The sequence below is a fragment of the Arthrobacter sp. 001422645 genome, assembly GCF_059816125.1.
On the sequence record NZ_JCBANT010000003.1, the window covers coordinates 38,403 to 51,571 of the forward strand.

Genomic DNA, 13,169 nt, shown 5'->3' on the forward strand with positions numbered 1-13,169 from the left:
CCAGAAAGGCACGGATTATGGGGGATCTGGCAATAGATTTCTGCGGCGAGTGGCATGAGCCCTCGGACGAGGACATCTTCAGCATCGGCCGTGAAGGCGACCTGGAGGTGGATGACAACCCGTACCTGCACCGGCAGTTCCTGCAGATCGCCCGCTATGACGGCATCTGGTGGCTCAGCAACGTCGGCAGCATGCTCTCCGCGACCATCGCCGACGCCTCCGGCGGCATGCAGGCGTGGCTCTCGCCCGGGGCGCGGATTCCGCTGGTCTTCAGCCACACCAACGTCATCTTCACCGCCGGCCCCACCACCTACGAGTTCGCCGTGCACCTCCGGACCCCCGCGTTCCGGCAGGAATCCCGCGAGGAGGACAGCGGCGGCGACACCACGATCGGCCCCGTGGTTTTCACCGACTCGCAGAAGGCCCTGATCGTGGCCCTCGCCGAACCCATGCTCCGCCGCGAAGGGACCGGCTTCAGCGCCATTCCGTCCTCGGCCGAGGCCGCCCGGACCCTGGGCTGGGCCCTGACCCGGTTCAACAGAAAGCTGGACAACGTGTGCGACAAGCTCGACAGGGTGGGAGTCGCCGGGCTGCGCGGCGGCGGCGGAAAACTCGCCACCAACCGGCGCGCCCGGCTGGTGGAACACGCCGTCACCTCGCACCTGGTGACGCCGGCCGACCTGTATCTGCTCGAGGAACAGAGCACCAAAAAGAAGGGGGACGACGAAGCATGAGAATCCGACTGACGCTGCGCCGCGACCCGGCCGAGGCCAAAGACCTTGCCGTTACCGTGGACGGGCTCGCCACCGTGGCGGACATCGCCACCCAGCTCTGGGCCGCCGACCCGGCACGGCGCGGGACCCCGCCGCCGTCGAACCTGTCCCTCAGCATCGAGGAGGCCTTCGCCGCCGGCGGCATGAAGGGCAGCGTCCTGGACCGCCAGGACAACCTGCTCGAATCCGGGCTGCGGCCGGGCTCGATTGTCTCGCTGACCCGGCTGAGTGAGCAGTTCGCGACCCCCGGTGCGAGCCGGGGGCCGGCGGCGGCGACGCTGCGCGTGCTGTCCGGGCCCGACGCCGGACGCGAATTCCCGCTGCCATCGGGCACCAGCTACATCGGCCGGGACCGCGACGTCGACATCCGGCTCACGGACCCGCTCACCTCCAAGCGCCACGCCCGCATCACGGTGGGCGAGACCATCGAGATCGTAGACACGAATTCGGCCAACGGTCTGCTGATGGACGGGCTGCCGGTCACCCGCGCCACGCTGAACTCCTCGGACACCGTGGCCCTGGGCGACACGACCGTTTCCGTGGTGTCGCTGGGCACCGGGCACAGTTCCGCCCCGAGCTCCCCGCTGATCGACTTCAACCGCTCGCCGCGGGTGGTGCCGCGCTTCGAACAGCAGAAACGGATGCTTCCGGCCGGGCCCAAGCGCCAGGAGCACCACGCTTTCCCGTACATCATGCTGCTCGCGCCGCTGATGATGGGCGCCATCCTGTTCGCCGTCACGCAGAACGTGCTCTCGGTCGTCTTTATGCTGATGATGCCGCTGTTCATCGTGGGCCATTACGTGGACCAGAAGCTGCAGGCCAAGCGGGAACGCAAGGAACAGCTCAAGCAGTTCCGTGAGTCCATGACCGCGTTCCGCACGGACATCACCCGGCTGCAGAACGTGGAGCGCTCCGTCCGGCTGCAGGAAGCCCCCTCGGTCAGCGACACGGTGGACTCGATCTACAAGCTCGGCCCGCTGCTCTGGACCCACCGGCCCGAGCACACCGGCTTCCTCGGCCTGCGTTTCGGCCTGGGCACCGCGCCCTCGCGGATCCAGTTCGAGGAGCCCAACAGCAACGACACCGAAGCCGAATACATGGCCGAAATCCAGGAGTGCATGGCGCAGTTCCGGGAGATCGAAGGCGTGCCGGTCGTCTCGCAGCTGCGCTCCGCAGGATCCTTCGGCCTGGCCGGCTCCCGCGGCCTCGTCGACGACGTGGCCCGCGGCATGGTCCTGCAGCTCGTCGGACTGCACTCGCCGGCCGAAGTGGTCCTGGCCGCCATCACCTCGGCGCAGTCGAAGGAGCGCTGGGAATGGCTGCAGTGGCTTCCGCACGTCGGCTCCGGCCACAGCCCGCTCACCGGCGACCACCTCGCCGCCGGCCCCGCGGGCGGCGCAGCCCTCCTCTCCCGCCTGGAAGACCTGATCGACCAGCGCGAGGCCGCGTCGCAGACCCCGCGCCCGGCCCTGCGGCCCGGCGTCGACCCGCTCAGCACGGATCTCGCGGAACCGCTGCTGCCCACCGTGCTGGTGGTCGTGGAAGACGACGCCCCGGTGGACCGCGGCCGGCTCACCCGGGTCCTCGAGCGGGGCCCGGACTCCGGCGTGCACGTGATGTGGGTGGCGTCCTCGGTGCAGCAGCTTCCGGCCGCGTGCCGGGACTTCATGGCGGTCGACGGCGACCACGGCACCACCACCGGCCAGGTCCGGCTCGGACGGCACACCTTCCCGGTGAGCTGCGAAAGCCTCGACGCCGGGCTCGCCGCCCAGCTGGCCCGGATGCTCACGCCGGTGGTCGACGTCGGCAAGCCGCTGGAGGACGACTCCGACCTGCCGCGGGCCGTCTCCTACGCGGCCCTGATCGGCAAGGACTTCCTGGACAACCCGGCGGCAGTGGCCGAACGCTGGACCGAAAACAATTCGGTCCGGGCCTCCGCCGTGCCCAACCGGAAGGACAATGGCACCCTCCGGGCCCTGGTGGGTTCCAAGGGCATCGAACCGCTCTACCTCGACCTCAAGAACGAGGGCCCGCACGCCCTCGTGGGCGGCACCACCGGCGCCGGCAAGTCCGAGTTCCTGCAGTCCTGGGTGATGGGCATGGCCGCGGCGTACAGCCCGGACCGGGTGAGCTTCCTGTTCGTGGACTACAAGGGCGGGGCCGCGTTCGCGGATTGCCTCCACCTGCCGCACACCGTGGGCCTGGTCACCGACCTGTCCCCGCACCTGGTCCGCCGCGCCCTGACCTCGCTGCGGGCCGAGCTGCACCACCGCGAACGGCTGCTGAACCGGAAGAAGGCCAAGGACCTGCTGGAACTCCAGCGCGAAGCGGACCCGGACGCGCCGCCGTACCTGATCATCATCGTGGACGAGTTCGCGGCCCTCGCCACCGAAGTGCCGGAGTTCGTCGACGGCGTGGTGGACGTCGCCGCCCGCGGCCGGTCCCTGGGCCTGCACCTGATCCTGGCCACCCAGCGCCCGGCCGGCGTGATCAAGGAAAGCCTGCGCGCCAACACCAACCTGAGGGTGGCACTGCGGATGGCCGACGAGGACGACGCGATCGACATCCTCGGCGTGCCCACGGCGGCGTACTTCGACCCCTCCATTCCCGGCCGCGGCGCTGCCAAGACCGGCCCCGGCCGGATCCAGGGCTTCCAGACCGGCTACGCCGGCGGCTGGACCACCGAGAAGCCGCAGCGACCGCAGATCGAGATCGTCGAGATGGCCTTCGGGTCCGGGCCGGCCTGGGCCGCCCCGGCGCCCGAGAGCCCGGTGAAGGAAGAGGCTGCCGGTCTCAACGACATCGCCCGGATGACGGCCAACATCATCAAGGCCGCCGACGTGCTCTCCATCGAGCCGCCGCGCAAACCCTGGCTGGACGAGCTCGCCACGACCTACGACTTCTCCAAGCTGCCGAACCCCCGCACCGACGAGCGGCTGCTCCTGGGCGTGGCGGACGACCCCGCCCACCAGGACCAGCCCACCGTGTTCTACGAGCCGGACCAGGACGGCAACATGGCCATCTACGGCACCGGCGGCTCGGGCAAGTCCGCGGCCCTGCGCGGCATCGCGATCGCCGCCGCGGTCACCCCGCGCGGCGGTCCGGTCAACGTCTACGGCATCGACTGCGGCTCCTCGGGGCTGAAGATGCTCGATGGGCTGCCGCACGTCGGCGAAATCATCAACGGCGACGACGTCGAACGCGTCGGCCGGCTGCTGCGCTGGCTGCGGGACCTCGCCGACGACCGTGCGGCCCGCTATTCGGAAGTCCGCGCGTCGACCATCGTGGAGTACCGCAGGCTCGCGGACCGGCCGGACGAGAAGCGGATTTTCGTGCTGGTGGATGGCATGTCCTCCTTCCGGGAGGCCTTTGAATACAGCAAGCTCTCGGCGCTGTGGGACATCTTCCTGCAGCTCGCCACCGACGGCCGACCGCTGGGCATCCACCTTGTGGTCAGCGGGGACCGGCCCAACTCGGTGCCGGCGTCGCTGCTGGCCTCGATCCAGCGCCGGCTGGTGCTGCGCCTGTCCTCGGAGGACGACTACCTGTCCATGGATGTGCCCAAGGATGTCCTGGGCCAGGCCTCGCCTCCGGGCCGCGGCCTGCTGGGCAACCTCGAAGTGCAGCTCGCGGTGCTGGGCGGCAACTCCAACCTGGCCGTGCAGGCCCGTGAAGTGCACAAGCTCAGCGAGGCCATGCTGCGCCAGGGCGTGGAACGCGCCCCGCAGATCGAACGCCTGCCGGACCAGGTGGACCTTGAGATCCTGCCCGCCGGAAGCCCGGACCTGCCCGTGATCGGCGTCGACGACGAGACGCTCCAGCCGGCCGAGATCCTGGCCAAGGGCCCGCTGCTGCTGGCCGGCCCGCCCGGCTCCGGCCGCACCGTGGCCCTCGTGACCCTGGCCTACGCGCTGCGCCGTTCCAACCCCGGCGTCGAACTGATCTACGTCGGCTCCCGGCGATCCGCGGCGGCGGCCCTGAAGCTCTGGGACCGCTCCGTGGTGGGCGCCGACGACGTCGAGGAAGCCATCGACGAGCTGGTGGACTACTCGACCGGCACGCCGGGCAAGCTGGCCATCTTCATCGAGGGGCTGACCGACTTCACCGACACGGGAGCGGAGTCCGGGATCGAACGGCTCGTCACCGCCTCGATCAAGGCCGAACAGTGGGTGGTGGGCGAAGCCGAGACCTCCACCTGGTCCTCGGCCTGGTCGCTGGCCCAGCCGTTCAAGTCCGGCCGCCGCGGCCTGCTGCTCAACCCGGGCGACATCGACGGCGACAGCCTGCTCAGCACCTCGCTGGGCCGGATCAGCACGGACTTCATTCCGGGCCGCGGCTACATCGTGGGCCGTGGCAAGGTCCGCAAGCTCCAGGTCGCGCTGCCGCCCGAGAACCGGAATTAGACCCGTTGCGCTATCAGATCTGGTTGCTTCGAGGCCTTGATAAGGACAACAAGTGACAGGGCATTGGGGATGGGGAGGGCTGCCCATCGACGCTTTGTCGGCGGGCAGGGTAGTTTTTAGGCAATGGACTTCCGGAACAGCCGGGGGCCTTTGGGGGACGCCGACATGATTCGGGTCCGTCTCTTTGATCTGTAAGGAGATATCACATGGCTATTTGGGGTGCAGACATTGCTCAGCTCAAGACTCTTGGGACGAAGCTGCAGGCCGGTTCGTCCGAGATCGACAAGCAGAAGTCGCTGCTGACCAAGGTGCTTGAGGGCACCGACTGGAAGGGCCCGGACGCCGACAAGTTCCGCAGCGAGTGGAACGGCCAGCACGTTGCCGCCCTGGCGAAGGTTTCCCAGGCACTGCAGGAGGCCGGCAAGCAGGCCAGCCGCAACGCCACCGAGCAGGAAAGCGCTTCCCGCTAAGCAGAGGTTTCGACGCGGGGCCCGGAGGCAGCAGCGTCCGGGCCCCGCGTGCTTAAGCCCCGCTGAGGCGGCACTGCGCCCGCCAATCCTGACCGGACAATGTCGGCGATCTAAGGCAGGATAGGGTCTGTGAGCACAGGGAACACTGCAGCAGAAGCCGAGACACAAACGCCCTCCGAGGCCGTGCGCGAAGAATACGAGGTCCTCGTCGAGGAGGTCCGGAAGCACCGCTTCGCGTACTACCAGGAGGACGCGCCGATCATTTCCGACGCCGAGTTCGACGAACTCTACCGGCGGCTGGAGACGATCGAGGCTTTGCATCCGGAGCTGGTGGCCAACGATTCCCCCACCCAGGAGGTGGGCGGGGAAGTGTCCGCAGCCTTTGCCGCCGTCGAACACCTGCAGCGCATGTACAGCCTGGAGGACGTCTTCTCCCTCGAGGAGCTGGAGGCGTGGGTGGCCAAGGCCGAAGCCAACATCGCCAAACTCGGCAACGGCGCACCGGCATGGCTCACCGAACTCAAGATCGACGGCCTGGCCGTGAACCTGCTCTACCGCGACGGCGTCCTGATCCGGGCGGCCACGCGCGGCGACGGCACCACGGGCGAGGACATCACCCACAACGTCCTCACCATCAAGGAAATCCCGCAACAGCTCAAAGGCGAGGGCTTCCCGGCCGAGATGGAGGTCCGGGGCGAGGTGTTCATCCCGTCCAAGGCTTTTGCGGAATTCAATGAGGCGCTGATTGAGGCCGGCAAGGCGCCGCTGGCCAACCCCCGCAACGCCGCCGCCGGCTCGCTGCGCCAAAAGGACCCGGCGGAAACCGCCAAACGTCCGCTGCGGATGTACGTGCACGGCATCGGCGCCCGCGACGGGCTGGACACCGTCAGCCAGTCCGGCACTTACCAGAGGCTTGCCGGATGGGGGCTGCCCACCAGCCCGTACTTCGAGGTGCTGCCCGGGCTCAAGGACGTGCTGGAGTTCATCACCCGGTACGGCGACAAGCGGCACAGCCTCACCCACGAAATCGACGGCATTGTGGTCAAGGTCGATGACTTCGCCACCCAGCGTGCCCTCGGCTACACGTCCCGGGTGCCGCGGTGGGCCGTCGCCTATAAGTACCCGCCCGAGGAAGTTAACACCAAACTGCTGGACATCGCGGTCAACGTGGGCCGCACCGGCCGTGTCACCCCGTACGGGGTGATGGAACCCGTCAAGGTGGCCGGCTCCACCGTGGAAATGGCCACCCTGCACAACCAGGAAGTCGTCAAGGCCAAGGGCGTCAAGATCGGCGACATCGTGGTGCTCCGCAAGGCCGGGGACGTTATTCCGGAAATCGTCGGACCCGTCCTGGCCCTCCGCGACCAGCAGGACCCGCCGGTCCGCGACTTCGTGATGCCCACCGAATGCCCCGCCTGCGGCACCCCGCTGGCGCCGGCCAAGGAAGGGGACGTGGACATCCGGTGCCCCAACTCCCGCTCCTGCCCGGCGCAGCTGCGCGAACGGGTGTTCCATCTGGCCGGCCGCGGCGCCTTCGATATCGAGGCCCTCGGCTGGGAAGCCGCCATCGCCCTGACCCAGCCGGCCGAACCGGAAACCCCGCCGCTCAGCAGCGAGGCGAACCTGTTCCGGCTAACTCCCGCTGACCTCGCCGCGGTTCGGATCCGGCGGGAAAAGCGGTCCAAGGGCGTGGCCACCGGCGAGTTCGAGCTGGTGCCGTACTTCTACAGCAAGGGCACGGCCAAGACACCGTCCAAGCCCACGGCCACCACCGACAAATTGTTCCGCGAACTGGAGAAAGCCAAGACCCAGCCGCTCTGGCGCGTCCTGGTGGCGCTGTCCATCCGGCACGTCGGCCCGCGGGCCTCCCGTGCCCTCGCGACGGCGTTCGGCAGCATGGACGCCATCCGGCAGGCCTCCGAGGAGGAACTGGCGCACGTCGACGGCGTCGGGCCCGTGATCGCCGCGGCCCTGACGGAATGGTTCGCCGAGGACTGGCACCGCGAAATCGTGGACACGTGGGCCGCCGACGGTGTCCGGATGGAGGACGAGCGCGACGAATCCATGCCCCGGACCCTGGAAGGACTGACAATCGTTGTGACCGGCAGCCTGGAGGGCTTCAGCCGGGACGAAGCCAAGGAAGCCGTCCTGGTCCGCGGCGGCAAGGCCGCCGGCTCGGTCTCGAAGAACACCAGCTACGTGGTGGCCGGCGAGAACGCGGGCACCAAGCTGGACAAGGCCGAACAGCTCGGCGTGCCGGTCCTGGACGAGGACGGCTTCCGCGCACTGCTGGCCAACGGCCCGGACAGCCCGGACGGAGCCGCCGCCGAGTCGGGGGACGCCGAGGAAGACCACCAGGAAGCCGTGAGCGAATGAGTGCCGGCGCGGCCAGCCCGAGTTCCAACAGCGCTGCCGGGAACCTGCCGGCAGCGCTGCTCGAACTCGCGCTGGCCGCGGCGGCGGCCGGGGCCGCGGTCCTGGCCGGCCGGAACACCGCCCAGCTGGACGTCAGCAACAAGGGCGACTCCGGGGACTGGGTGACCGCCTTCGATCTCGCCGCGGAAAACGCAGTCCGTGCCGTCATCACGGGGGCGCGGCCCGCCGACACCATCACCGGCGAGGAAGGCGGCACCGTCCTTCCCGCGGCGGCCAGCGGCTACCGCTGGTCCATCGACCCGCTGGACGGCACCACCAACTTCATCCGCAACATCGTCTACTACGGCACCTCCGTGGCTGTGGCGGACCCCGACGGCGTCTGGCTGGCCGGCGTCGTCGACGCACCTGCGCTGGGCCGGAGGTATTACGCCCTGCGCGGGCAAGGGGCGTGGCTTGAGGAGGGCGGCCGGCGGACGCCGTTGTACGGACCGGTCGCGGGGCGTACCGGTCAGATCCTGGCCACCGGCTTCAGCTACGATCCCGCCGTCCGGGCGGAACAAGCCGCCGGGCTGGGCAGCCTCATGGACGGCTTCGCCGACGTCCGCCGCCTCGGCTCGGCCGCCCTGGACCTCTGCCTGGTGGCGGACGGAACCCACGACGCCTACGGCGAACGGGGCCTCAACGAACACGATTTCGCCGCCGGCGCCCTGATCGCCGAAGAGGCGGGCTGCTGGGTGCGCCGCCCGCGGCTGACCAGCCCGCTGGAAGGCGGCCCCTCCGACGACGAACGCCTCGCGGCCTGGACCTGCGCCGGGACGCTGGAGCTCTCCGGCAAGTTCCCGCTCTAGGTCCGCTTCCCGGGCAGGGCGGTTCTGCTGGCAACCCGTTCTGCTGCGGCAGCCCTGTACTGATAGTTCAGTCACGGAAACGGCGGTTCCTGGACCGGACCGCCGTACCCGCCCGTAGCATGGACAGGTGCATCCTCAGATCCTCATCCGCCCTGCAGTTCCGGCCGACTACGACGCCATCGCGCGCATCACCCGGGACGCCTATCTGGCCGCGGGCTACTTTGAGAGCGCCGACCACCCGTATATGCTCCAGATCCAGGACGTGGCCCGCCGGGCAGCGAAGGCCACCATCTGGGTGGCCGAACGCGGCGGCCGCATCGTCGGCTCCGTGACCCTGGCCGTCGCCGGCGAACCCTATGCGGATATCGCGCAGGGCGATGAACTGGAATTCCGGATGCTCGTGGTGGACCCGGACGTACAGCGCAGCGGCGCCGGCAAGGCGATGGTCGAGGCCATCCTGGACCACGCCCGGTCGCTGCCCGGGATCAACGCCGTGGCCCTGACCACGGGCCTGACCTGGGAAAGCGCCCACGGGCTCTACCAGAAGACCGGCTTCCAGCGGGCCCCGGAACGCGACTGGGTAGTGCCGGACACGGACATCAAACTGCTGGTTTACCGCCAGCAGTTGTAGCCCACGGTTCCAGCCGCCGGGAAGGGAACACTCCCATGAGCGCCGCCGTCGCCGTGTAGGGTTTTGGTCAATCGAAAAGCTAAGTCTCAGGCAAAAGCACTTCACTCTGGAGGATCCATGGCACCGCACATCCCCGGCTCAATCGACGGCAAACTCCTTGGTCTGTACCTCTCCGACCATCTGACCGGCGCCACCGCCGGTGTCTCCCGGATCCAGCGCATGGCCGAGGCCTTCGCCGACACCCCGGTGTCCGCCGAGCTCTCCCGGGTCAGCGCGGAAATCACCAGGGAACGGGAGGTGCTCCTCGGACTGATCCAGGATCTGGGCGTGCGGCAGCGCCCGCACCGCCAGGCGGCCGCGTGGCTGGCCGAGCACGCCGGGCGGCTCAAGCTCAACGGCCGCGTCGTTCGCCGGTCCCCGATGACCCTGGTCCTGGAAGCCGAGCTAATGCGCGCCGCGATCCTGGGAAAGCTCGGCGGCTGGCAGACCCTGGAGGAGCTGGCCCCCGACCTCGGGCTCGACCCGGCCACGTTCGCCGCCCTTGGCGACGACGCCCGGTCCCAGATCGAGGCCCTCAGCCGCGTCCACGAGCACGCCCGCCGCAACGCGTTCCGCCAGAACCGGGACATCGGCAGCTGACCCCGGGACAACCACCCCGACACATTTCCACCGGTTTACAGGCAGTGGCTTCTGCCGCCCTAAAGTGGTGCCGACTCCACGGCACACTGCGAAAGGCACTTCCATGCGCACAACATTCGGCACCGGTTCCGTCTGGGAACAGCAGGTCGGCTACTCCCGGGCGGTCCAGGTGGACAACACCCTGTACATCTCCGCAACCGCGGCCAGCGGTGAGGACGGCATCGTGGGCGAGGACTTCTACACCCAGACCCGTTTCATCCTGGACAAACTCGGCACCGTCCTGGCCGACGCCGGCTTCGGCTACGCGGACGTCGTGCAGTCCAAGCTGTACCTGACGGACATCAGCCAGTGGGAGGAAGCCGGACGCGCCCACGGCGAAGTCTTCGGCGAGATCCGCCCCAGCCTGGCCCTGGTCCACGTGCTCCCGTTCCTGGACCCCAAGATGCTGGTCGAGATCGAACTCGTGGCGCAGAAGAGCAGCGACTAACCACAATGCGGGAGGGGCCTCAGGCGCCTGCTGCCGGGGGCAGCCCGTAGCGGTGCTCCGGCCGCCCGGTGGTGCCGTACCGCAACTGGATGTCGACGGCGCCGTCGTCGGCCAGCGCTGAGAGGTACCGCTGGGCGGTGGCCCGGGAAACGCCCACCCGGGTGGCCACCTCGGCCGCGGAATACTGCTCACCCGGTTCCAGCGATTCCAGCACGGCGGCCTCGGTGGCGGACCGGGGCTTTGCCGACGCAATGACGTCCCCCGGGATAAGCGCGCGCTTTGCCCGCTCCACCGTCTCCTGGGACACGTTCCCCGGCTGGGCCAGGATCCGCCGGTAGCGCGCATACGAACGCAGCAGCTGGGACAGCGACTCGCCCGTAAAGGGCTTCAGCAGATACCCCAGCGCACCGCGACGGAACGCGAGCCGGAGCGAGGCCGTATCCGACGCCGCACTGAGGATCATGGTGTCCACGTCCAGCTGGTGCAGCAGGTCCAGGCCAGAAGCGTCCGGCAGGTAGACATCCAGCAGCACCAGGTCCGGGCGCAGGCTGTGGATCGCCTGCAGCGCCTGCGACGCCGATCCGGCCGGAGGCAGCGCCAGGAACCCCGCCACCGAGTCCACATAGGCCGCATGCAGCTTGGCGACGTGGAAATCGTCATCCACAATCAACACCCGGAAGTCCTCAGACATCGTTGTCCCTTTCGTTGGGCTTCGTTTCAGTGGGCTTCGTTTCAGTGGGCGCTGCCTCGTTGGGCGCCGTGGTCCCCGGCAGGGTCGCCATAAACACCGCGCCGGGGCCGCCGGGGGAGCCCGGGTCCAGGACCCGCACGTCCCCGCCGCGGCGGCGCGCCAGCTGCCGGGCCAGCGCCAGGCCAAGGCCGTGGCCTGCTCCCGCCCGGACCGGGAGTTCCGACGTGGTGAATCCCTCCGTGAACACCGCCTCGGCATCTCCGCCCGCCGCAGCGGCCGGCAGCCCGTCACCGGAATCCCCGACGACGATATGGAGGGTCCCGCCGTCGGACCCGGTACCGGGACCGTCGAGCACCTCCACCTCGACCCAGCGGTCCGGTGCCGAGCCCGCGACGGCGGCGTTCACGGCGTTGTCGATCAGGTTGCCCAGGACCGTGGTGACTTCCTGCGGCTCCGTGACCTGGCCGCGGACCAGGGTTTCCGGGCCGAGCCTCAGGGCCACGCCGCGTTCGTCCGCTTCCACACCCTTGGCGCCGAGGAACGCCTGCAGGTACGGGTCCTGGAGCAGCTCGGCCTGGTCCACCGGGAACTTCAGCGGCCCCGTCGCTGCCAGCCGGGCCAGGTAGTCGCGGGCCTGCTGGTGCTCGCCGATGCTCATGAACCCGGCGATGGTGTGGAGCTGGTTGGCGAACTCGTGCCGCTGGGCCCGGAGCGCGGTGGACATGGTCCCCACGGCGTCCAGTTGGCGGGTTAGCTGCTGGAGTTCGGTCCGGTCCCGCAGCATGACCACCCAGCCCAGGTCCTCGCGGCCGTGCAGGGCCTTGCGGGCGCTCGCCACCAGCACGCGGCCGCCGGCGACAAGCTCCACCGCATCGCCCTCCGCGGCGTCGGACTTGGTCAGTGCGATCAGCTGCGCCGGCACCGGGGCTCCGGCCCACGGCGTCCCGGTGAGGTCGGGCTGGCCCAGCAGGCGCCTGGCGGCGGCGTTAAACACACTGATCCGGCCGTCGGCGGCGATGCCGATCACGCCGTCGTCGACGCCCTGCAGGACGGCCACCTGATCGTGGACCAGGGTGCTGATTTCCTCCGGTTCCAGGCCCAGTGTCAGCCGCTGCAGCCTGCTCCGGAGCAGGAAGGAGGCGAACACGCCGACCATAAGTGCCCCGACGGCGGTCAGGGCGATCGGGACAACGTCCCGGGCCAGGCTCTGGCCGATGGTTTCGGTGGAGTAGCCCACGCTGACTTCTCCCACCACGGTGCCCGAATCCGGAGCGAACACCGGGACTTTGGCCCCGGCGGAGGGGCCGAGGGTTCCGGTGTTCCGGGTGGTGACCTCGTTGCCGGCCAGGGCCTCGGACGGGTCCGTGCTGACCCGTTCGCCGAGCCGCTCGGCATCGGGGTGGGCCAGGCGCAGGCCGGTCTCGTCGGTGATGACCACGAACAGGGCGCCGGTGCGGGTGCGGGCGCCTTCGGCAGCGGCCATCAGCGGCCCGGCCAGCAGTTCGGATGCCGGGGGAGTGCCGGGTTGGGCGCTGATCTGCTGCACCTCCGCCCGCACCTCTGGATCCGAGGCCACGGTCCGGGACAGCGTCAGGGCCTGGTTCTCCGCCTCCCGGCCCAGCTGCTCGTAGGTGAGCCAGACGTAGACGGCGCTTGTCAGGAGCACCACCAGCGCCACGACCCCCAGCTGGAGCAGCAGGGTCTGGGTGGAAAAGCGCAGCGGAGTCCTGCCGGTCATCGTCCGGCCGGTTAACCGTGCCACGGCGGTCCTCCTTCGGGTGTGAGCACAATGCGCAAAATGCGTCCAACAAGCAGTATGCCAATCAAATGAGGCAAAGGCCCAGCCGTGAC

General features: G+C 69.3%; 10 protein-coding genes. 8 read left to right on the forward strand and 2 right to left on the reverse strand.

Features of this window, described 5'->3' with window-relative positions; all coding sequences use genetic code 11:
- Window positions 1–17: 17 nt before the first annotated feature.
- The 8 genes from AC6EUH_RS05220 (at window position 18) to AC6EUH_RS05255 (ending at window position 10,627) form a co-directional block, all read left to right on the forward strand.
- Entirely contained in the window at window positions 18–734 is a 717-nt protein-coding gene (locus AC6EUH_RS05220) for a hypothetical protein (protein ID WP_056432776.1), read from the forward strand.
- Complete coding sequence (locus AC6EUH_RS05225) at window positions 731–5,176, forward strand: type VII secretion EssC family protein (protein ID WP_499737994.1); 4,446 nt, start codon at window positions 731–733, stop codon at window positions 5,174–5,176. The genes AC6EUH_RS05220 and AC6EUH_RS05225 overlap by 4 nt, the downstream gene beginning before the upstream one ends.
- 206 nt (window positions 5,177–5,382) lie before the next feature.
- Window positions 5,383–5,646 carry a hypothetical protein gene (locus AC6EUH_RS05230; RefSeq protein WP_056432770.1) on the forward strand — a complete coding sequence of 88 codons (264 nt, stop codon included), beginning with the start codon at window positions 5,383–5,385 and terminating at the stop codon, window positions 5,644–5,646.
- Between the two features lie 129 nt (window positions 5,647–5,775).
- Window positions 5,776–8,022: an NAD-dependent DNA ligase LigA gene (gene ligA / locus AC6EUH_RS05235; protein WP_499737995.1), complete on the forward strand. Its 2,247-nt coding sequence runs from the start codon at window positions 5,776–5,778 to the stop codon at window positions 8,020–8,022.
- Window positions 8,019–8,870: an inositol monophosphatase family protein gene (locus AC6EUH_RS05240; RefSeq protein ID WP_499737996.1), complete on the forward strand. Its 852-nt coding sequence runs from the start codon at window positions 8,019–8,021 to the stop codon at window positions 8,868–8,870. The genes ligA and AC6EUH_RS05240 overlap by 4 nt, the downstream gene beginning before the upstream one ends.
- A gap of 127 nt (window positions 8,871–8,997) precedes the next feature.
- Window positions 8,998–9,501: a GNAT family N-acetyltransferase gene (locus AC6EUH_RS05245; RefSeq protein ID WP_056432763.1), complete on the forward strand. Its 504-nt coding sequence runs from the start codon at window positions 8,998–9,000 to the stop codon at window positions 9,499–9,501.
- Between the two features lie 117 nt (window positions 9,502–9,618).
- The gene (locus tag AC6EUH_RS05250; protein WP_499737997.1) at window positions 9,619–10,140 is read left to right on the forward strand and encodes a hypothetical protein; all 522 of its coding nucleotides are present in this window, start codon (window positions 9,619–9,621) and stop codon (window positions 10,138–10,140) included.
- Window positions 10,141–10,243: 103 nt separating this feature from the next.
- Window positions 10,244–10,627 carry a RidA family protein gene (locus tag AC6EUH_RS05255; RefSeq protein WP_499737998.1) on the forward strand — a complete coding sequence of 128 codons (384 nt, stop codon included), beginning with the start codon at window positions 10,244–10,246 and terminating at the stop codon, window positions 10,625–10,627.
- 19 nt (window positions 10,628–10,646) lie between these two features.
- On the opposite strand, the gene AC6EUH_RS05260 is transcribed toward AC6EUH_RS05255, so the two are convergent.
- Window positions 10,647–11,318, reverse strand: a complete 672-nt coding sequence (locus tag AC6EUH_RS05260) for a response regulator (RefSeq protein ID WP_056432754.1) — start codon at window positions 11,316–11,318, stop codon at window positions 10,647–10,649.
- On the reverse strand, window positions 11,311–13,056 hold the full coding sequence (locus AC6EUH_RS05265) for a sensor histidine kinase (RefSeq protein ID WP_499738105.1): 1,746 nt from the start codon (window positions 13,054–13,056) through the stop codon (window positions 11,311–11,313). The genes AC6EUH_RS05260 and AC6EUH_RS05265 overlap by 8 nt, the downstream gene beginning before the upstream one ends.
- Window positions 13,057–13,169 lie beyond the last annotated feature (113 nt).